The sequence below is a fragment of the Streptomyces sp. NPDC020898 genome (genome assembly GCF_044333925.1).
Classification (GTDB): Bacteria; Actinomycetota; Actinomycetes; order Streptomycetales; family Streptomycetaceae; genus Streptomyces.
The window spans coordinates 1,164,828-1,185,515 of sequence record NZ_JBIRRV010000001.1; the positions used below are offsets into that span (position 1 = coordinate 1,164,828).

A 20,688-nucleotide genomic window follows, 5' to 3' on the forward strand; every position below is an offset into this window, starting at 1 on the left:
CGTACACGCAACACCATTCCCCCCTCGGAGGACGACAAAAATCACAGGAACCCCATACATCGAACACGGCATCAGTTGGCCTCTGGCAGCACACGAAGCGATCACCGGGCAAGAGGAAAGCAGCACATAACCGGAGACACAGCAAAAAAACGCGGGACCCCGGATCCAGTTCGGATCCGGGGTCCCGCGCCTCTTCGTTCGCAGCGCTCTCAGGAGCTACGACAGGAGGAACCGGGTTCAGTCCTCCGTCGCGCCCGAGACGGAGGGCGCCGCCTGCTGCGCCGCAGCCGTCTTCTTCGACGCCGTCTTCTTCGTCGTGGCCTTCTTGGCAGCCGTCGTGGTCTTCTTCGCGGCCGTCTTCTTGACCGCCGCCGTCTTCTTGGCGGGGGCCTTCTTGGCCGTGGTCGCCTTCTTGACGGCGGTCTTGCGCGCCGTCTTCTTGGCGGGAGCCGCGTCCTCGGCCTCGGTCACCGCCACGTCGGGCTCGGTGACAGCCTCAGTGACCGCCGGGACGACCATGACGGCCGCCTCCGCGGACGAGGTGGGCGCGGTGGCCTTGCGCACCGCACGCCGCCGCGGCCGGGCCGGAGCGGCACTCTCGGTCGCCACGGCCTCCACGGGCGCCTCGACCGGAGCCGGAGCCGCCACGGGCTCCACAACCGCCTCGGCGACGACCGGCACCACGGTCTCGGCCACCGCCTCGTCGGCCGCCTTCGGTGAACCGGCCGGAGCCGACACCTGGCGAGTCGCCCTGCGACGCGTACGCCCCTTGGGAGCCGCGTCGCCCTGCACCGCGACGGGCGCCTCGACCACCGGGTCCTCGACAGCCACCGGCTCAGCCAGAGCCACGGGCTCCGGCACCACGACCGGAGCCTCGACGGGCTCCACCACCGCCTCGGCGGCAACGGACTCGGACGTAAGGGCATCAGCCGTACGAGCGTCGGAGCCACGCCCCTGCGTCCCGCGCCCCTCCGACCTCGGCGCACCCGCCGGAGCCGAAGCCCGTCGGCTCGCGCGCCGTCGCGAACGGCCACCGCGGCCGGCCGCGGCCTCCGCCTCGGCGGCGCTGTTGTACAGCTCCTCGTCGGGCTCGAAGACCGTCTCGGACAGTGCCACGGGCGCCGCGACCTCGGCCTCGACCTCGGCCACGGTCTCGGCCACGGTCTCCTCGGCCTCGTCCTCGTCCTCGATCACGTCGTGCTCGTGCGTGTGGTCGAGCGGGTGCTCCTGCTCGGCACCGCCACGGCCGCGCTTCTTGCGCTTGCCGCCGCCACCGGCACTCGGCTGCTCCATGTGCACGATGACACCGCGGCCGTTGCAGTGGACGCAGGTCTCGGAGAAGGACTCCAGGAGGCCCTGTCCGACCCGCTTACGGGTCATCTGGACCAGCCCCAGCGAGGTGACCTCGGCCACCTGGTGCTTCGTACGGTCCCGGCCCAGGCACTCCAGCAGGCGCCGCAGCACCAGGTCCCGGTTGGACTCCAGGACCATGTCGATGAAGTCGATGACGACGATGCCGCCCAGGTCGCGCAGCCGCAGCTGGCGCACGATCTCCTCGGCCGCCTCCAGGTTGTTCCTGGTCACGGTCTCTTCGAGGTTGCCGCCCTGACCGGTGAACTTGCCGGTGTTGACGTCGACGACGATCATCGCCTCGGTCTTGTCGATCACCAGCGAGCCGCCGCTGGGCAGCCACACCTTGCGGTCGAGCGCCTTGGCGAGCTGCTCGTCGATGCGGTACGTCGCGAAGACGTCGACCTCGGAGGTCCACCGCGACAGCCGGTCGGTCAGGTCCGGGGCCACATGGGACACGTACCCGTGGATGGTCTGCCAGGCCTCGTCACCGCTGACGATGACCTTGGTGAAGTCCTCGTTGAAGATGTCGCGCACGACGCGGACGGTCATGTCCGGCTCGCCGTACAGCAGAGTCGGCGCGTTCGAGCTGCCGCCGTTCTTCGACTTCTTCTGGATCTCCTCCCACTGCCCCTGGAGCCGCTCGACGTCACGGCGCAGCTCGTCCTCGCTCGCGCCCTCGGCGGCGGTGCGCACGATGACGCCCGCGTCCTCGGGGACGATCTTCTTGAGGATGGTCTTCAGCCGGGCCCGCTCGGTGTCGGGCAGCTTGCGGCTGATACCGGTCATCGACCCCTCGGGGACGTAGACCAGGTAGCGGCCCGGAAGGGAGACCTGGCTGGTGAGCCGCGCGCCCTTGTGGCCGATCGGGTCCTTCGTGACCTGCACGAGCACCGACTGCCCGGACTTCAGCGCGCTCTCGATGCGCCGCGGCCCGTTGGCCATCCCCAGCGCCTCGAAGTTGACCTCACCGGCGTAGAGGACGGCGTTGCGCCCCTTGCCGATGTCGATGAACGCGGCCTCCATGCTCGGCAGCACGTTCTGCACCTTGCCGAGATAGACGTTGCCGACGTACGAGGTCGACTGCTCCTTGTTGACGTAGTGCTCGACGAGCACGTTGTCCTCAAGGACACCGATCTGCGTGCGGTCGCCGTACTGGCGTACGACCATCACGCGCTCGACGGCCTCACGGCGGGCCAGGAACTCGGCCTCGGTGATGATCGGAACGCGTCGGCGTCCCTGCTCGCGGCCTTCCCGGCGGCGCTGCTTCTTGGCTTCGAGGCGCGTCGAGCCCTTGATGGACTGCACCTCGTCGCTCGGGTGCTCTTCCCTCTTGGCGCGGGGCTCGCGGACCTTGACGACCGTGCGCTCGGGGTCGCTGTCAGCGGTCGCCGTCTCGGTCTCGCCGGACGAGTCACCGGCACGGCGCCGACGACGGCGCCGGCGACGGCTGCTGGCGGAACCGGAACCGCCCGGCTCGTCGCGCTCGTCCTCCTCGGCGTCCTCGTCCGCCTGGTCGGCGGTGTCCGCGGCGTCCGCGATGGACCGCGCGCCCTGCTGCTGCTCGCCGGCGTAGTCGTCGTCACCGGACTCGAGGTCGGAGTCGGCGGACTCACCACGGCGCCTGCGACGGCCCCCACGGCGGCGGCGCCGACGCGAACCGGGGCCCTCGTCCTCGTTGTCGTCGTCACCGTCGGCGCGGTCCTCGGCGGACTCGTAGGCCTCGTCGACGGCCTCGGTCTCCTCCGGTTCCTCGACCACGGCGGGCGCTGCGGCCACGGGCTCCTCGTCGCCACCCCGGCGACGACGCCTGCGCCTCGGCGCGGGCTCCTCGACGACGGTCTCCGCGACGGGAGCGGCCTCGACGGCCTCTTCCTCGACTTCGATCTCCTCGACGTCCTCGACCGCCTCGGCGGCAGCCGCGGCAGCGGCCCGCTCGGGCGTCTGGAACATCGGCTCGGTGAAGACGGGTGCCTGGAACACGGCGACCGCGGGGCGCGCGGGACGCCGCCCACCCTCGGTCTCGCCGTTCCCGACGGCGGGCGCGGGGGCGGAGAACCCGGCGGCGGCCTTACGGGCGACCCGCCGACGCCCACGACGCGGCGAGGAGTCCTCGGCAGCTTCGGGCTCGGGCTCGGGCTTGGCTTCGACGACGGCCTCCACGACCTCAGCAGCAGCTGCGGGCGCCTCTTCGGCGGGAGTCGCCTGGGCCGCCACGGCCTCGGCCTCGGCGGTGGGCGCGGAGACCCGGCGCGTGGCCCGACGACGGGCACGCGGAGCGGGCGCGGCTTCCTCGACGGTTCCGCTCTCCTGGCCGCTCGTCTCGCCGCTCTCCTCGGCGTTCGGGGCGGATACCGCGGTCACGGCCGGTTCGTCGACTGTCTCGACTGACTCGGCCGTCTTGGCCGGTGCACCGGCGGGCGCGGACGCGCGCCGGGTGGCCCGACGACGCGTACGAGGAGCGGGTGCCTCGGCGGCCACCGCTGTCTCGACGTCCTGATCGGTCTCTTCGGCCTTCTCGGCCGGTATGGCCGGCGCTGTGGTCTCGGCCACGGCGGCAGCCTCGGCCCCGGCGACAGGCGGTCCCGCGGGGCGGGACGCGGCGCGGCGCCGACGGCGCGGCGGCAGGGTGTCGCTGGGACTGTCGGGTGCGGAACCCTCGGTGGGTCCCGAAGTGGGTTCGGTCGGTTCGAGCATGCGGGCGGTTCTCCCGTCAGGCTCCCGGGCGCCGCACCTGGTCCGGCTTGGATGCCGGTGACGTCCGCGGCTCGCGCGTTGCGCGGTGCCGCCGTCCGGGGCGCGGGCGCCGCACGGGAGCTCTCTGTGTCCTGTCTCGCCGGTTCCGCACGCCATGTTGCGTACGGCCTGGCGAAAGTCTTGTGGTGGGTGCGCTGCCCGACCCAGGTGGCTCCCGAGTACGAGGGCGGCGCTACGACGTGCGTCCCTTCGCGGGACCTTCCTTACGCCGACGCCTGCGACGCGGCGGCAGTCGAAGTGGCCTTGGAGAGGGCCACCACTGCCTCGCGGTCGGGCGCGAGCGGGTCGGTCACCGTGCCGGTCTCTTCATCGAACAGCCCCTGCGCCAGCCTGGTCACCCCTGCGGGGACCGGCGGCGCCAGGTCGGCCACGGCGCGAAGACCGGACAGAACGTCGTCGGGTCGAACGGCAGGCGTCACGTGCCGAACAACCAGCCGCAGTATCGCACAGGGCTGGTCTGTCGGCCTATCAGCCTGTGGACTGTACGTCTCATTAGCTGTCGTGAGACTGGTCTCAACGCCCGCTTCGAGTGCCTCAAGGCCCGCCACCGCGCCACGGGCATCGAAGGTTCTCATGCCGTTCTTGGCGAGGCGCTGGACCTCGACGGTCTCGGCGGCGTTGAAGGCGTCGACGGCGCGGCGCGCGTCCTCGGGCGCCACGCCTTCCAGTCGCAGCTCCCATACGGAAGCCGTGAGCCGGTCGGCGAGCCCGGAGGTCCGGGCCTCGACCGCGTCGACGATGTCGAGCCCGGTGGGCAGCGACTCGTCGAGCAGCTCACGCAGCTTGTCGGGATCGCGCGCTTCGGTGAGCGCGATCTCCAGGTACTCCGCCTCACTGCCCGTGCCGGTGGCTGCGGCATTGGCGTACGACACCTTCGGATGCGGCGTGAACCCCGCCGAGTAGGCCATCGGCACCTCGGCACGGCGCAACGCACGCTCGAAGGCGCGCTGGAAGTCACGGTGGCTGGTGAACCGGAGGCGGCCGCGCTTGGTGTAGCGCAGTCGGATGCGCTGCACCGCAGGTGCGGGCGGCGGGCCTTCGGGCTGTCGCTTGCCCAGTGTCGTTCAGTCCTTCGTGAGTGCGGTCGTACTGCTACCAAGAGTACGTCCGTCGGCGCCTCCTGGTTCCCGCCGGGGCACCGGGACCGCCTTCGGACGCTCCTCCTCCGACTCCCCGAAGAGCATCCGGCGGAAGTCGGCCCGTGCCTGTCGCGCCGAGTCGCGGGCGGCGGTCAGCACCTGCCGGGTGACCCGGCCCACGCTGCGCGCGGCCTCGGCGGCGGGCCGCAGAACGGCGTCCCGTACGACATGCCCCACGGGTGTCAGCACGGTCCGGTACACCCAGCGCACAGGCTCCACGAAGATCCACCGAAGGAGGGTCCCGAGGAACCGTCCGACGGCGAGCGAGATGTGCCCGGCGATGCGCCAGGCATGCCCGAGCGCGGCCCCGACCTCCCGCCCGATGACGGCGAGGACGCGTCCGACGGGCGTCAGCACCCAGCGCCACAGCCCGATCGCGGGCAGGACGAGGAGCAGGCGCAGCACCCAGTAGAGAACGAACCCGATCCCGGTGATCACCATGCCCACGAGCCACACGACTCCCCGGGCACACCAGGCGATCCCCCGCCCGACCGGCGCGAGGATCCACTCGTACAACCACAGTGCGGGTACGACGAACAGGTACCGCGCGAGCCACGCGGCGACGGCGTACACACCGCTCCCCATGGCCGCGATCCCCGCCCCCAGCCCCCTGAGCACCCACAACAGCCCGTGACCCACCGGGGTGAGCACGCGCGCGTAGAGCCATCCGAGCCCTGCGCCGATCCCCCGGAACACCCAGGCGATCCCCTGGCCGAGGGGCGTCAGCACATACCGGAAGAGCCACACCAGGGGGACGACGACGAGCACGTTCCCGAGCCACCCGAGCGCCTTGCCCAGGGGCACGACGACGTACCGCCACAGTCCGACGAACGGCCAGACGAGGACAGCCCGCGCGACCCACGCCAGTGCCCGGCCGAGGGGCCGCAGTACCGCGTCCGTAAGGAGGCGTCCGCCGGCGACCAGCGCGTCCCACACCATCCGCACCGGCACGACCAGCACGAGCACGACGATCCGCACGGGGATGCGAATCGCCACGACGAGACACCCCTCGGGCTGCCGTTCGCGCTGCCGCTCGGGCTGCGGTGCCTCGGTGGCCGGTTTCTCCAGATCCATACCGACGTAGACGCGCCAACCCCCTGTCCGGATGCGGCGTATCCGGAAAGTGATCAGGACGAGGGACATCACGCGTAAACCTGCGACTTTCACGAACTCAGCCGACCTGCGCGAAACCGTCCCCCGTCGCTACGCCTCATTCACGCTCGTCACCGTGCTCCGCTCCCGCCCGCGACGGCCGGCCGACGGCCCGGGCACCGCGACGACGAGCCGGCCGACGGCGAACTCGCGGTCGAGCACGGTCTGCCGGCGGATCGGCTCGGGGAGGTCCGGCATGGCCAGCAGCGTGTCGCACGCCTCGATCGAGGCCGCGTAGTCACCCACCCAGTAGGCGGTGATGGAGAACCCGAAGAGCAGACCCCATTGGTACACCCAGGACTTGGTGAAGAGCAGGTCGTCCGGCTCCGGGGCGTCGACCCTGAGGAGGCCGGCCTCCAGCAGCGAGCAGTAGACCTCCTCCGGCCAGCCGCGCGTCGCGCTCGAACTTGTCGCTGCGGCAGCCGCCGTCGGCGTGGTCCTCGATGACCAGCACGTCCAGGTTCTCCTGGACGTCGGGCCCGTCCGTCTCGTCCGTGCACGGGTACTCGTGGGTGACGCCTTCGTAGCGCCACAGCCGGTCGCCCCACATGAGGTGCTTGAAGCGGTGCTGGGTGCCCGGAGTGTCGTACCGCAGCATGTAGGAGGTCGCCGTGAGGCGGGGCAGCGGGGCGTCCTGGCGCATGACGTGGTCGGCGTCGAGGGTGAGGAGGTAGTCGGCCTTGCCCAGGGCGCGCTGGATGTTGCCCGTCCGGTTGTGCCCGAAGTCGACCCACGGTTCCTCGTGGAGTTCACCCGGGATGCCGTCGAGCGTCCGGCGGATCAGGTCCTGCGTGCCGTCCGTGGAGCCGGTGTCACAGATGACCCAGTGGTCGATGAGGTGTCGTACGGAGCTCAGGCACCGTTCGATCACACGCGATTCGTTCTTGACGATCATGCAGAGGCAAAGGGTCTGCCGTTTCACGGCGCCAATGCGACATGAGCCGGATGTGCCTCTGCTCGTACACGCGGAAGGCGCCGATCGTGAGTAACCCATCCGAACGCACTGATTAGTCCTATACGTTGATAAATTCTCACCTATCTGCTCATATCACCGCTCCATGCATCGCGCTCGGGTATAGCTCGCACTCGGATTCGGGACATCACCCGAACCGGTCGAGGCAAGGAGCACATCGATGAGTCCTGAGTACAGGACGCGTTCGCTTCTCGGGCCGCTGGCGCGGGACAGGTTCAAGAGGGCCGGAATGGCGACCTCGCTCGCGCTGATCCTGGCCGCGAGCGTGGCCGGACCGGCCGCGGCAGCGGCGCGCGGGGTGAGCGACCCCACCGCCGGGACGAGCCGCTACAGCGGCGGCGACAAGGACAAGTGCAAGAACCAGGGGTCGAAGCACCGCGCCGACTCGGCCACCCAGAACGGCAAGGACAAGTGCAAGGGCCCGACCGGCCCGACCGGCCCGACCGGCCCCAAGGGCAACACCGGCGCCACGGGGGCCACCGGTTCCCAGGGCGAGCCCGGCGACACCGGCCCGACGGGTCCCCCCGGAGCCATGGGCGCCACCGGCCCCAAGGGCGACACCGGCGCGCCGGGCGCACCGGGCCCCTGCTCCGACATCGACGCCTTCCACCCCCAGGGCAACGTCGAGTACCGCGCCGCGCTGTCGGCCGACGGACGCTTCTACGCGGGGATCCGTGACCTCACGGGCAGCACCCTCAACCCCATGCTGTGGACCGACCTCAGCACCCACGAGGGCTACCCGGCGGGCGGCGCGGCGGGCACCCCCTGCGGCGCCTCCGTCGGCGAGCACGAGGCGTCAGGGGGTATCCAGTTCGACCTCATCACCACCACGGGCCGGGTCTACGAGATCACCTGCGACTTCGACAACAACCAAGACGATCCGGCGACCCTGGATTGCGGCACCCTGACCGGCAACGACTGGGTCGAGATGAACAGGCGCCCGGCCCCCAACGCCGTCAACGCCGGAACCGTAGTCCCCTAACGGGCGCCTGACGGCCAGCGCACCCACAGGCAAAGGGGTGCCCGACGGGTCGACGACCCACCGGGCACCCCTTGCGCCACACCACTCAGTGACTGTGCCCGCTACCTGACATGGGCAGATACTCACGCAAGCGGAGCGCAGCCGAGCAGAAGGCGTACGACGTCGAGGCAGAGTGGACCGCCGCCGACCTGGCTTTACTTGACGAGCTGAAGAGGTCTGAGGCGTTACTGCCTGACGACGCCCCCAGAGCGCTCCTATCCGTCCGGCTCTCCGTCCTGACAGACGACACCACCTCACCGGTACGCCAGGAACTCGATCTCCGCAGGCTGGCAAGGGAGAAGGGGTGCCGAGTTGTCGGCGTCGCCAGCGACCTGAACGTCAGCGCGACGAAGGTTCCCCCCTGGAAGCGCAAGCAGCTCGGCGACTGGCTCAACAACCGCGCGCCCGAGTTCGACGTCCTCATGTTCTGGAAGCTCGACCGGTTCGTCCGTCGGCTCTCGGACTTGGCCACCATGATCGACTGGTCCCTGAAGTACGAGAAGAACCTGATCTCCAAGAACGACAGCATCGATCTGACCACCACTGCCGGGAAGATCATGGTCACCATCGTCGGTGGCATCGCGGAGATCGAGGCCGCGAACACCAGCACCCGTGTGGCAAGCCTCTGGGACTACGCAAAGACCCAGGAAGACTGGCTGATCGGCAAACCGGCCTACGGCTACATGACGGCCGTGGACGAGAACGGGAAAGTCATTCTCGTTCACGACCCCATCGCATACCGCGCTTTGCACTGGGCGCGCAGGATGGCGATCCGTGGAGTGTCCGCCCGCCGCATGGTCATGGTCCTCGTTCGATCCGGGCTGTGCGACCCCAGCCTCACCGTGTCGACTCTGCTGCGCAGGCTCAGGAATCCCGCGCTCCTGGGCTACCGCGTCGAGGAGTTGAAGAACGGCGGGCAGCGTCGGTCGAAGTTGGTCCTCGGCAATGACGGCAAGCCGATCAGAGTCGCCGAAGGCGTCTTCACCGAGGACGAGTTCGACAGTCTCGGTGCAGCACTCGACAAGCGCATGAAGAACCAGCCGCCCCGGCAGCAGGGCGGAGCCACCAGGTTCCTCGGTGTACTCGTCTGCGCCGACTGCGACAGCAACATGATCGTCCAGGTGACCAGGAACAACTTCGGGGTGTACGAGTACCTCCGTTGCCAGAAGTGCAAGAGCGGCGGGCGGGGCACACCCCACCCCATGGCCGTCTACGAACGGCTTGTCGCCGATGTCCTCTCCGTCCTCGGAGAGGAGCCGGTGCAGACACGGGAGTACGCCAAAGGGGCCGAGGCTCGCAAGGAAACCGAGCGTCTGGAAGGCTCCATCGCTTACTACATGCGCGAGTTGGAGCCCGGAGGCCGGTACGCGAAGACGCGGTTCACCAAGGAGCAGGCAGAGAAAACCTTGGACAAGCTGATCGCCGACCTGGAGTCGATCGACCCCGAAACGACCAAGGACCGCTGGGTGAAGGTCCACAACGACAAGACCTTCCGGGATCGCTGGCAGGAGGGCGGCATGGAGGCCATGTCTGCGGACCTGCTTCGGGTCGGTGTGAAGTGCAAGATCACACGAACCAAGGTGAAGGGCGTCCGCGCTCCGCACATCCACATGAAGCTCATGATCCCCAAGGACGTACGAGACCGGCTGATACTCAAGGAAGACGACTTCGCGAAGGTCTTCTGACACGGCCCAGCCACCACACGACCATGGCCGCCTCCCCGGGATGTAAGGGGAGGCGGCCTCTTGTCTCACTCGGACCACAACACCGGATCGAACGGCTCTTCCGTACCGTCCTCACCTACGATCACGATTTCACTCTCGATCAGGCGCGAAGTCCCATCGTCGCCAGACCGGGACACCGGCGGGCGCCGGGACTGCCGAGATTCACGTTCGGGCAGAGGAGTTATCGGCCCCACTCCCCTTCTTGTCTGACCTCCGCGCCGAGCCTCCGAGACTCGGCAAGGTCTTCGGCGATTCCGGCGGCGATGAGTGCGGCGCCGGGGGTACGACCGGAGCCGACGTAACGCCAAGAGACATCGGCGACCGTGCCGGGGATGTCGTTGTGGCCGACGTGCCGGGCGCGTTCGGCACGCAGCGCGGCGTAGGTCGTCGAGTAGGCGCGTGACTTGGTGAGGATGTGCCCTCGGTAGCCGAGGGTGTGGGCCCAGGGGCGGAGGCGGAGCGGCTCGTACTCGGGAAGGCCGCCAAGGAGCCAGGCCGTGCGCATCAGGGTGCGGACGTGGTCGGACACGTGGGCAGCGTCGATGTCCTGCCAGGAGGTGAGTCTGTGGTCGGTGCCGGCGCCTGTCTCGCTGGCGCCTTTGGTGACGTACTTGGCTACATACGCGGCCACGGCGTCATCGTCGGGTCCGTCGCCGCCGGTGCGCAGTTGCCGGACGTCGACCTGGACGCCCCAGCGCAAGACCAGTTCGCCCACGGCCGGGCTGTAGGGAGTGTGGACGAGGACCCGTCCGGCGGAGCCGCGTACGGCGTCGATGAGCAGTTGCGCGGTGCCCCAGGCCGGGGTTTGGTCGCCGGGTCCGTTCGGGCCGTCGAGGCGGATGACAGCGTGCACGTGGACGGCCGCGCGTTTCTGGTATTCGGCGACGCGGGCGAAGGACAGTCGGGTGTGGTCTGCGAATCGGGACTGTACGAGGCCGACGGAGGAGGCGAGGCGGCGCCGGACGTCGATGACGAACCGGTCCCACAGCTTGGAGGCGTGTGCGTGCCACAGGACGTGGGCTGTGTAGTCGTAGCAGTCGGCGCACAGCGGTTGGCCGACGGCCGGAGCATCCGGGGCGTGGGTGGCGCCGCAGCCGAGGGGGCGCCCGCACAACCCCCGGCCGCTCACTTCGAGCCCTCAGCGCCCTCAGGACAGCAAGCAGCCTCTTCCTCGCTGCCGCCGTCCCCCAAGAGCCTCCACGATGCCCCGCAACGCCTCACCCACGTCAGTGCACGTGTCCGCTGGTCACAGCGTCCTTCTTGACCGTCAGCGGCAGCAACTTCTTCCCGCTGTTACTTACTTGTGGCCAAGTGACCATCTGCGGACACAACATCCCTCCCAACGGGGCTGGAGACTCCTGTCGCATAAGGTCGGGCACCGATGACCAACCAAGACACCTACGGCACCAGCACTCACACCACGGACGAGTTGGCCCGGCTGGTCGCCGACCGCCTCGATGTCACCTTCACCGAACGCGAGAGCGACTACCGGGGCGTCTAGCACGTCACCGACAGCGCCTGCGGACGCATCGAGATCCAACCCAACGCGATCCCCGGAGACGACGCCCAGGACGACCTGTACGTCCCAGAGCACCCGGCGATCCACGTGCTCTTGCTGATCACCGCCCCAAGCCCGGTTTCCCCAGTGCATGATCGCCTCGGCTGCATGCCGGTCTTGCTCACCTGGGCCGCGAGGTTTGGTGACAGCCATTGATCCACTTCAACGAGGCGTTGTCAGAGGCATACGGCAACCTGACGCCATGAACAGATCGAACGACGCGGCATCCACACGCCGCACACAGCCGGAGCTCAACTGGGTTGCGTCCATGGGTGGCCCGCTCATCGTCATACCGGTATCGGCGTTGCAGGAGTGGAGCGGCTGCACGGAAGATGGAATGATCATCGGCGACACCGACGACCCGGACGACTACGACCGCGCGTGCGCGGTGGAAGACCTCGCCGCTGTGATCGACGTGGGCCCAGCCGGCGCGCGAGCCCTCGTGCTGGGCGATGAGCCGGCCAGGACCTGCTATCTGCCCGAACGAAGGGCCTTCGTGCGCTGGCTCGCCGCAGACTCCGACGCAGAGCTCCTCGTGGCCGCCGAGAGGCTGCTGGACGACCCCACCACCGCGTGGGAGGCAGCGGGAGTATGGGAAACGGACGGCCCGGCGATGCTCATGGACTCCGCCGAGGCCGGAGCAGATCTCGATCGGCCGTACCCCGACCGCCCCGAGCTGCCAGAACAAGCCCCCGTGGCTGTACCGGCAGGCCGCTGGAACGTCCGGGCGGTCCACGTGACCAACGAGTTTCCCTGGGTCGGCGTGGTCCAGCTCGCTCCGGAACGAGGCGCGGACGTCTCCGCGTCAACGGCGGACAGCTCACCCCGTCCATAGTCAGTCCTCAGACCCACCAGCCGACAGGCTCCAGGGGCTTCCAGCCCTCAGACCCACTCCACCTCAGAGTGGACGGTCGAAGAGGCCCCAGGCGACGGCAGCGGCGTCCTCGGCACCTTCCGCACGATCCCCTGCCGGTCTCTCCGAGCCCCCAGCGCCCTCAGGACGGCAGCCACTTCTTCCTCGCTGCCGCCGTCCCCCAGCACCTCCGCGATCCGCCCCCACGCCTCACTCACGTCAGTGCGTGTGTCCGTTGGTCGCAGCGTCCTTCTTGACCGTCAGCGGCAGCAACTTCTTGCCTGTCGGGCCAATTTGAATGTCGAGGTCGAGCTGCGGACACACCCCGCAGTCGAAGCAAGGCGTCCACCGGCAGTCCTCGACCTCGGTCTCGTCGAGGGAGTCCTGCCAGTCCTCCCAGAGCCAGTCCTTGTCGAGGCCCGAGTCGAGGTGGTCCCACGGCAGGACCTCCTCGTAGGTGCGTTCACGCGTCGTGTACCAGTCGACGTCGACACCGACCGCGGGCAGCGTCTTCTCCGCGCAGGCCATCCAGCGGTCGTACGAGAAGTGCTCGCGCCAGCCGTCGAAACGGCCGCCGTCCTCGTACACCGCGCGGATCACCGCACCGATACGCCGGTCACCGCGTGACAGCAGGCCCTCGACGATGCCGGGCTTGCCGTCGTGGTAGCGGAAGCCGATCGAGCGGCCGTACTTCTTGTCGCCGCGGAGCTTGTCGCGCAGTTTCGTGAGGCGCGCGTCGGTCTCCTCGGCGGAGAGCTGCGGGGCCCACTGGAACGGGGTGTGCGGCTTGGGTACGAAGCCGCCGATCGAGACCGTGCAGCGGATGTCGTTCTGGCCGGAGACCCTGCGGCCCTCGGCGATCACCTTCGTCGCCATGTCGGCGATCTGGAGGACGTCCTCGTCGGTCTCCGTCGGCAGACCGCACATGAAGTACAGCTTCACCTGGCGCCAGCCGTTGCCGTACGCCGTGGAGACGGTCCGGATGAGGTCCTCCTCGGACACCATCTTGTTGATGACCTTGCGCAGGCGCTCACTGCCGCCCTCGGGCGCGAACGTCAGACCCGACCTACGGCCGTTCCTGGTCAGCTCGTTGGCGAGGTCCACGTTGAAGGCGTCCACACGGGTCGACGGGAGCGACAGCCCGATCTTGTCCTCGGTGTAGCGGTCCGCGAGGCCCTTCGCGATGTCACCGATCTCCGAGTGGTCGGCCGAGGAGAGGGAGAGGAGGCCCACCTCCTCGAAGCCGGTCGCCTTCAGGCCCTTCTCCACCATCTCGCCGATGCCCGTGATCGACCGCTCCCGCACCGGGCGCGTGATCATGCCGGCCTGACAGAACCGGCAGCCGCGCGTACAGCCGCGGAAGATCTCGACCGACATGCGCTCGTGGACGGTCTCCGCGAGCGGGACCAGGGGCTGCTTGGGGTAGGGCCACTCGTCCAGGTCCATGACCGTGTGCTTGCTGACCCGCCACGGCACACCGCTCTTGTTCGGTACGACGCGGCCGATCCGGCCGTCCGGCAGGTACTCCACGTCGTAGAACGCCGGGATGTAGACGTTGCCGGTCTTCGCGAGGCGGAACAGGACCTCCTCGCGGCCGCCCGGACGGCCCTCCGCCTTCCAGGCGCGGACGATCTCCGTCATGTCGAGCACGGCCTGCTCGCCGTCGCCGATGATCACCGCGTCGATGAAGTCCGCGATCGGCTCGGGGTTGAAGGCCGCGTGGCCGCCGGCGAGGACGATCGGGTCGTCGAGCGTCCGGTCCTTGGACTCCAGCGGGATGCCCGCCAGGTCCAGGGCCGTCAGCATGTTCGTGTAGCCGAGCTCGGTGGAGAAGGAGAGGCCGAACACGTCGAAGGCCTTCACCGGCCGATGGCCGTCCACCGTGAACTGGGGGACGCCGTGCTCCCGCATCAGCGCCTCAAGGTCCGGCCAGACGCTGTACGTGCGCTCGGCGAGCACGCCCTCGCGCTCGTTCAGTACCTCGTAAAGGATCATGACGCCCTGGTTGGGCAGACCGACCTCGTACGCGTCGGGGTACATGAGCGCCCAGCGGACGTCGCAGTCCTCCCACGGCTTGACTGTGGAGTTCAGTTCGCCGCCGACGTACTGGATGGGCTTCTGCACATGCGGGAGCAGAGCTTCGAGCTGCGGGAAGACCGATTCGGCTGACATCTCGCACTTCCGTGGACCGACAGGGGTGGTCATTCAGCGTAACGCGGCCCGGGACACCCGCCGTACCGCCGAGGATCTCCCGGCCCGCGTTCCCCGTTCGCCCTCAGACGTCCATTCCGCTCTTCGCGGTCCCCCAGGCCTCCGGCACCGTCTCCTCCACCCGCTCCGCCCGCCGCTCCTCGCGCCCGTACAGCAGCCCGTACGTGAAGGTGTTCTCCCCCGCCGCGTGCGCCACGGCGGACAGCTCGCCCAGCGTGGTGCGGACCATGACGCTGTCCTGGTGGTCGCCGAGCAGGCTCTGGAGGGACTTCATCGACTTGACGAGGGCCTTGGCCGGGCCGCCCAGGGCGGGAGTCGCCGTCTCGGCCGCGTAGCGGGTGCGTTTGACCTTCTTGCGCGTCTCGTGCAGCCCGAGGTCGCGGTCGGTGCCGGACGGCTGTTCCATGGCCTCCTCGATCAGCGCGGACACCTTCGAGAAGTCCTTGCGTACGGCCTTGGTGAGCACCTTCTCCGGCTTCTTCGCCGCCGCTTCGAGCACCGGCGGGTCGGCGACCACGGCGTCCAGGGTGTCGAGGAGCGTCAGATAGCGCGGGGAGTCCAGCACGCCGAGCAGCCGTCGGCGCGCTCCTCCGGACTCGGCCCTGGACCAGGTGCCCAGTCGGTCGCGGATCGGGCCGTGGACGAGGGTGGGGGCCAGTTCGTCGAGGACCGTGCCCAGCCGTTCGGCCAGTACCTCCTGGTCGCGGCCCACGCCCAGTTCGCCGGCGAGCCACTTCAGCTCGTCGCCGATCGGGTCGGTGACCTCCCGGTCGAGGACCGTGCGGAAGGACTTGAACGTGCTGCGCAGCCGCCGCGTGGCGACCCGCATGTCGTGCACGGACTCCTCGGTGTCCTGGCGCACGGCCGGATCGAGCTCGACGATGGCGTCCCGCTGGGCTCGGACGTAGGCGAGGACATGGTCGCCGGCGGTGACGGGCTCGGCGGGCTCGGCCTTCGGCCGGGGGTGTCCGCCCTTGGTCTCCGCCAGCGCCCGCGCCAGCTTCGACGCGGACTTCGACGGCCGTACGCCCGCCTTGCGCAGGCGTTTCTCCACCTTGTCCAGGAAGCGGGGGTCCCCGCCGTCGGCGAGCTCCACCTCGATCTCCGTCCACTGCGCGGTGCCCTCGCCGCCGAACAGCCGGTCCGCCCGTACGGTGTCCACGCCGACCTCGGCGAGTTGCCGGCCGTCGGCGTCGACGAGGTCGCGTACGTCCCGCGCGGAGCGCAGCCGCACGACGGGCACGAGTTGTCCCTCGCGGACCCGGGCGCGGACCAGGCCGGCCAGTTCGTCGGGGAGGGTGTCGGAGAGCGGGACCTGGATCTCGTCCCGTACACCGGGGCCGACGGGGAGTTTCAGGTGCCAGCCGGCGTCGGAGCCGCCGGTGCGGCGGCGCAGTGTGATCGACGCCGTGGCCAGACGCAGGTCCGAGGTGTCGTAGTAGGTCGCGTCGAGTTCAGTGGTGCCCTTGTCGATGACGTCCGCGACTCCGGCGACGCCGGTCAGGTCGGGCAGTCCACTGTCGTCGGATTCGTACTTCCGCTCGATTTCCCGCTTTGTGTCCGCCATGAAATGAATCTAGTCACGATCCGGCTACGGCGGCAGTCCCCACGTACGCTTACCGGCCGTCCGGGGCACATCTGCCGTTCCCCCGGACGACGCCCCGACGTCACCCCGAAGCCACCCCTACGCGGACATCGGCCGCTGCACCCGGATCGACTGCAACAGCCCCACCGCCACCCACACGGCGAACATCGACGATCCTCCGTACGACACGAAGGGCAGTGGCAGACCGGCGACCGGCATGATCCCCAGGGTCATCCCGATGTTCTCGAACGACTGGAAGGCGAACCACGCGATGATCCCGGCGGCGACGATCGTGCCGTACAGCTCGGTCGTCTCGCGGGCGATACGGCAGGCGCGCCACAGGACCACGCCGAGGAGGAGAATGATCAGTCCCGCGCCGACGAAGCCCAGCTCCTCCCCCGCCACCGTGAACACGAAGTCCGTCTGCTGTTCCGGGACGAACTGGCCCGTGGTCTGCGAGCCGTGGAACAGCCCGGTCCCCGTCAGGCCGCCCGAACCGATCGCGATCCGGGCCTGGTTGGTGTTGTAGCCGACGCCGGAGGGGTCGAGTTCGGGGTTGGCGAAGGCGGCGAAGCGGTTGATCTGGTACTCGTCGAGGATCCCGAGCTGCCAGACCAGGACCGCGCCCAGGGCGCCCGTGCCGAGCAGTCCGAAGATCCAGCGGTTGGAGGCGCCGGAGGCCAGCAGCACGCCGAGCACGATGATGACCATGACCATGACCGACCCGAGGTCGGGCATCAGCATGACGACCATCATCGGTACGGCGGCCAGGCCCAGGGCCTGGAGAACCGTGCGGTGGTCGGGATAGGCCTTGTCGCCCGCGTCGACGCGGGCCGCGAGGAGCATCGCCATACCCAGGATGATCGTGATCTTCACGAACTCCGAGGGCTGGAGCGAGAAGCCGCCGCCGAGCACGATCCACGCGTGGGCGCCGTTGACGGTCGCGCCGAGCGGGGTGAGCACCATGAGGATCAGGAAGACCGAGAGGCCGTACAGGATCGGGACCGCGGTGCGAAGGTTGCGGTGGCCGAGCCAGACCGTGCCGATCATCAGGCAGAACCCGATGCCGGTGTTCATGAGGTGCCGGATCAGGAAGTAGTACTGGTCGCCCTGGTTGATCTCGGTGCGGTTACGGGTCGCCGAGTAGACGAGGATCGCGCCCATGAAGGACAGGGCGAGCGCCGACAGCAGTATCGGCCAGTCCAGCCTGCGGGCCAGCGAGTCGCGGGCCAGCAGCCGGGACAGGGACGAGCGTTCGGGGCCGTAGCCGGAGACGGAGAAGGTGTTCGCGCCGGTCATGACAGCTTCCTCTGCGTACTTCGCGCACTCCGCCCGCGCCTGCGCCTTCGGCCGCCGTGGGCCCGTCGGCCGCTGCGGTTGCCTCCGGCCCGTTCGGACGCGACCGTGGCGGGCGGGAGCTGTCCGCCCGCGAGCGCGAGGGTCTGCTCGGTGGCCTCCTCCTTCTCCGGTACGTACGGGAGGATCTTCGGGGCGTCGATCGATCCGTCGGTGTCGATCTTCGGCAGGCTCTTCTGCGGGGTGGGCAGCAGCGCCTTCCTGTTGTCGATCGTGCCGTCCTCGGAGACCCCGTACAGCGCCTCGTATATGTTGCGGACGGCCGGGCCGGAGGCGCCGGAGCCCGTACCACCCTGGGAGATCGTCATGACGATCGTGTAGTCCTTGGTGTACGTGGCGAACCACGAGGTGGTCTGCTTGCCGTAGACCTCGGCCGTACCCGTCTTGGCGTGCATCGGGATCTTGTCCTGCGGCCAGCCGCCGAACCGCCAGGCCGCCGAACCACGGGTGACGACTCCCTCAAGGGCACCGTCTATGTCGCCGAGGGTCGCCTTCGAGATCGGCAGCTTGCCGTGCGACTTGGGCGCGATCTCCTCGACGGACTTGCCGTCGGCGCTGATGACGGCCTTGCCGACGGTCGGGTCGTACAGGGTGCCGCCGTTGGAGATCGCCGAGTAGATCGTGGCCATCTGGACCGGGGTGACGAGGATGTCGCCCTGGCCGATGGAGTAGTTGACGGAGTCACCGGCGCGCATCAGGTTGCCTTCGAGGCAGTTCTCGTACGCGATCTGCTGGGCGTACGTGCCGCCCTTCTTGCCGTACTTGCACCAGGAGGCCTTGTTGGCCTTCCAGTAGTCCTGCTTCCACTGGCGGTCCGGGACGCGGCCGGCGACCTCGTTGGGCAGGTCGATGCCGGTCTCGGCGCCGAGGCCGAACTGGTGGGCGGTCTTGTAGAACCAGTTCCCGGCGGTCTTCTTCGGCTTCAGGCCGCCGTCCTTCGCCCACTGGTCGTGGGCGAGGCGGTAGAAGACGGTGTCGCAGGAGACCTCGATGGCGCGGCCGAGGTTGATCGGGCCGTACCCCTTGGACTCGTAGTTCTTGAAGACCTGGCCGCCGATCGAGTACGAGCTGGAGCAGTCGTAGTTCCCGTCGAAGGGGTAGCCCGCGTTGACGGCGGCCGCAGTGGAGATGACCTTGAAGACCGAGCCGGGGGCCGCCTGGCCCTGGATCGCCCGGTTGAGCAGCGGGTAGTTGGAGCTCTTGCCGGTCAGCTTGGTGTAGTCCTTGGCCGAGATGCCGCCGACCCAGGCGTTCGGGTCGTACGTCGGGTTGGACGCCATCGCGACGACCCGCCCCGTCTTGGACTCCATGACGACGACCGCGCCCGCGTCGGCCTTGTAGTTCTCGCTGGTGTTGTCGTCGTAGCCCTTGCGGGCTTCCTTCATCGCGAAGTTCAGCTCGTACTCGGCGACCCGCTGGACGCGGGCGTCGATGCTGGTGACGAGGTTGGAGCCGGACTGGGCCGGGTCCGCCTCGGCGGTGCCGATGACGCGGCCGAGGTTGTCGACCTCATAGCGGGTGACGCCTGCCTTGCCGCGCAGCTGCTTGTCGTACTGGCGCTCCAGGCCGGACCGGCCGACCTGGTCGGAGCGCAGATACGGCGAGTCGGTGTCCTGCGCCTTGGTGATCTCCTCGTCGGTGACCGGGGAGAGGTAGCCGAGGACCTGGGCGGTGTTGGACCCGCCGGGGCCCGCGTAGCGACGCACGGCCGCGGGCTCGGCGGTGATGCCGGGGAAGTCCTCGGAGCGCTCGCGGATCTGGAGGGCCTGGCGGGCGGTGGCCTCGTCGGTGATGGGGATCGGCTGGTACGGCGAGCCGTTCCAGCAGGGCTGCGGCGTCTTGGCGTCGCACAGCCGGACCTTGTCCATCACGTCCTTGGGCTTCATGCCCAGGACTCCGGCGAGCTTGGCGAGGACGCCGTCACCGTCGTCCCTCATCTTCAGCAGCTCGGTCCGCGAGGCGGAGACGACGAGGCGTGTCTCGTTGTCCGCGATCGGCACCCCGCGCGCGTCGAGGATCGATCCCCGTACGGCGGGCTGCACGACCTGCTGGACGTGGTTGCCGGACGCCTCCTTGGCGTAGGCGTCCCCCTCGCGGATCTGGAGGTACCACAGGCGGCCCCCGAGGGTGCAGAGGAGGGAGAGGACGAGGATCTGGATGACGACGAGCCGGATCTGGACGCGTGGCGTCCGGCCGGTCTCGGGAATGTTGGTCACTGGTGCTGCCTCCCCCTCTCAGAGCGCCGACGTGTGTGCGCGTACGAATGATGAACGGCCGACCTGTGAGGCCGCGTTCCGCCCCCGCGAACCCGTTCGGGTGAACTCCCACGCGGTCACAGGCGCTTGACCCCCTTGATGCGGCCGGCGCGGGCCGACTTCGCCCGGGCCGCCTTCACCTTCAGGCCGCCGCGCTGGCTGCCGATGCGCAGGCCGGTGCCGGAGGAGAGCCAGCCCGAGGAGATGTCGGCCTTCTTGGCCGAGGAGTTGGTCTCCGCGAGCGGATCGTTCTCCGCTCTGCGGGCCAGGAACATGATGCCGGGGACCACGAACGGCGCGAGCAGCAGGTCGTACAGCGCGGCCGTGAACAGCAGGCTGCTGAGGCCGACATGGCGGGCGGCGGTGTCGCCGACGAGGGCGCCGACACCGGCGTACAGCAGGGTCGTGCCGACGGCGGCGGCGACCACGACGGCCATCGGGCCGGTGGCCGACTTGAGCTGCCCGTTCTCGGGTTTGACGAGACCCGCCAGGTAGCCGATGAGGCACAGCACGAGGGCGTAGCGACCGGCCGCGTGGTCGGCGGGCGGGGCGAGGTCGGCGAGGAGTCCGGCGCCGAAGCCGACGAGTGCGCCGCCGACATGGCCGTACACCAGGGCGAGGCCGAGGACGGTCAGCAGCAGCAGGTCAGGGACGGCACCCGGGAGATGCAGGCGGGCTAGGACGCTCACCTGGATCACCATGGCGACGATCACCAGGGTGGTGGAGAGGAGCATCCGGTTGAAACGCATGGGGA

14 protein-coding genes are annotated in these 20,688 nt (G+C 69.2%); 3 read left to right on the plus strand and 11 right to left on the minus strand.

Annotated features, from left to right (window positions below; genetic code table 11):
- Positions 1–237: 237 nt before the first annotated feature.
- From ACH4TV_RS05110 to ACH4TV_RS05130, 5 genes are all read right to left on the minus strand, one after another.
- Positions 238–4,047: a ribonuclease E/G gene (locus tag ACH4TV_RS05110; RefSeq protein WP_398394311.1), complete on the minus strand. Its 3,810-nt coding sequence runs from the start codon at positions 4,045–4,047 to the stop codon at positions 238–240.
- 263 nt (positions 4,048–4,310) lie between these two features.
- Positions 4,311–5,123 carry a TIGR03936 family radical SAM-associated protein gene (locus ACH4TV_RS05115; RefSeq protein ID WP_398394313.1) on the minus strand — a complete coding sequence of 271 codons (813 nt, stop codon included), beginning with the start codon at positions 5,121–5,123 and terminating at the stop codon, positions 4,311–4,313.
- Positions 5,124–5,171: 48 nt separating this feature from the next.
- On the minus strand, positions 5,172–6,320 hold the full coding sequence (locus tag ACH4TV_RS05120) for a hypothetical protein (RefSeq protein ID WP_398395369.1): 1,149 nt from the start codon (positions 6,318–6,320) through the stop codon (positions 5,172–5,174).
- 129 nt (positions 6,321–6,449) lie between these two features.
- Positions 6,450–6,644, minus strand: a complete 195-nt coding sequence (locus ACH4TV_RS05125; protein WP_398394315.1) for a hypothetical protein — start codon at positions 6,642–6,644, stop codon at positions 6,450–6,452.
- Positions 6,637–7,293, minus strand: coding sequence for a glycosyltransferase (locus ACH4TV_RS05130; protein ID WP_398394317.1), 657 nt, complete (start codon positions 7,291–7,293; stop codon positions 6,637–6,639). The genes ACH4TV_RS05125 and ACH4TV_RS05130 overlap by 8 nt, the downstream gene beginning before the upstream one ends.
- 238 nt (positions 7,294–7,531) lie before the next feature.
- Here ACH4TV_RS05130 and ACH4TV_RS05135 point away from each other — a divergent pair, with 238 nt between their 5' ends.
- The gene (locus tag ACH4TV_RS05135) at positions 7,532–8,353 is read left to right on the plus strand and encodes a collagen-like protein (protein WP_398394319.1); all 822 of its coding nucleotides are present in this window, start codon (positions 7,532–7,534) and stop codon (positions 8,351–8,353) included.
- A 110-nt stretch (positions 8,354–8,463) separates the two neighbouring features.
- Entirely contained in the window at positions 8,464–10,077 is a 1,614-nt protein-coding gene (locus ACH4TV_RS05140; protein ID WP_398394321.1) for a recombinase family protein, read from the plus strand.
- Positions 10,078–10,297: 220 nt separating this feature from the next.
- Here the strand turns inward: ACH4TV_RS05140 and ACH4TV_RS05145 are convergent, their stop codons facing one another.
- Positions 10,298–11,245 (minus strand): replication initiator, encoded by a 948-nt coding sequence (locus ACH4TV_RS05145; protein WP_398394323.1) that lies wholly within the window; start codon positions 11,243–11,245, stop codon positions 10,298–10,300.
- A gap of 631 nt (positions 11,246–11,876) precedes the next feature.
- Here ACH4TV_RS05145 and ACH4TV_RS05150 point away from each other — a divergent pair.
- Positions 11,877–12,509, plus strand: a complete 633-nt coding sequence (locus ACH4TV_RS05150; RefSeq protein ID WP_398394325.1) for an Imm21 family immunity protein — start codon at positions 11,877–11,879, stop codon at positions 12,507–12,509.
- Positions 12,510–12,746: 237 nt separating this feature from the next.
- On the opposite strand, the gene ACH4TV_RS05155 is transcribed toward ACH4TV_RS05150, so the two are convergent.
- The 5 genes from ACH4TV_RS05155 to mreD form a co-directional block, all read right to left on the minus strand.
- Complete coding sequence (locus ACH4TV_RS05155) at positions 12,747–14,699, minus strand: TIGR03960 family B12-binding radical SAM protein (protein WP_398394327.1); 1,953 nt, start codon at positions 14,697–14,699, stop codon at positions 12,747–12,749.
- 103 nt (positions 14,700–14,802) lie between these two features.
- Positions 14,803–16,305: a CHAD domain-containing protein gene (locus ACH4TV_RS05160; RefSeq protein ID WP_398394328.1), complete on the minus strand. Its 1,503-nt coding sequence runs from the start codon at positions 16,303–16,305 to the stop codon at positions 14,803–14,805.
- A 117-nt stretch (positions 16,306–16,422) separates the two neighbouring features.
- Positions 16,423–17,622 (minus strand): rod shape-determining protein RodA, encoded by a 1,200-nt coding sequence (rodA, locus tag ACH4TV_RS05165; protein ID WP_398394330.1) that lies wholly within the window; start codon positions 17,620–17,622, stop codon positions 16,423–16,425.
- Positions 17,619–19,895 (minus strand): penicillin-binding protein 2, encoded by a 2,277-nt coding sequence (mrdA, locus tag ACH4TV_RS05170; RefSeq protein ID WP_398394332.1) that lies wholly within the window; start codon positions 19,893–19,895, stop codon positions 17,619–17,621. The genes rodA and mrdA overlap by 4 nt, the downstream gene beginning before the upstream one ends.
- Positions 19,896–20,011: 116 nt before the next feature.
- A complete protein-coding gene (mreD, locus tag ACH4TV_RS05175; RefSeq protein WP_398394334.1) occupies positions 20,012–20,683 on the minus strand; it encodes a rod shape-determining protein MreD in 672 nt (223 codons plus the stop codon).
- Positions 20,684–20,688 lie beyond the last annotated feature (5 nt).

What these genes read in the sequence shown, in the direction of transcription:
- ACH4TV_RS05160 (WP_398394328.1), bottom strand. Translation starts at nt 16,305, where the DNA reads ATGGCGGACACAAAGCGGGAAATCGAGCGGAAGTACGAATCCGACGAC.
- ACH4TV_RS05110 (WP_398394311.1), bottom strand. Translation starts at nt 4,047, where the DNA reads ATGCTCGAACCGACCGAACCCACTTCGGGACCCACCGAGGGTTCCGCA.
- ACH4TV_RS05155 (WP_398394327.1), bottom strand. Translation starts at nt 14,699, where the DNA reads ATGTCAGCCGAATCGGTCTTCCCGCAGCTCGAAGCTCTGCTCCCGCAT.
- mreD (WP_398394334.1), bottom strand. Translation starts at nt 20,683, where the DNA reads ATGCGTTTCAACCGGATGCTCCTCTCCACCACCCTGGTGATCGTCGCC.
- ACH4TV_RS05150 (WP_398394325.1), top strand. Translation starts at nt 11,877, where the DNA reads ATGAACAGATCGAACGACGCGGCATCCACACGCCGCACACAGCCGGAG.
- ACH4TV_RS05120 (WP_398395369.1), bottom strand. Translation starts at nt 6,320, where the DNA reads ATGGATCTGGAGAAACCGGCCACCGAGGCACCGCAGCCCGAGCGGCAG.
- ACH4TV_RS05130 (WP_398394317.1), bottom strand. Translation starts at nt 7,293, where the DNA reads ATGATCGTCAAGAACGAATCGCGTGTGATCGAACGGTGCCTGAGCTCC.
- ACH4TV_RS05140 (WP_398394321.1), top strand. Translation starts at nt 8,464, where the DNA reads ATGGGCAGATACTCACGCAAGCGGAGCGCAGCCGAGCAGAAGGCGTAC.
- rodA (WP_398394330.1), bottom strand. Translation starts at nt 17,622, where the DNA reads ATGACCGGCGCGAACACCTTCTCCGTCTCCGGCTACGGCCCCGAACGC.
- ACH4TV_RS05135 (WP_398394319.1), top strand. Translation starts at nt 7,532, where the DNA reads ATGAGTCCTGAGTACAGGACGCGTTCGCTTCTCGGGCCGCTGGCGCGG.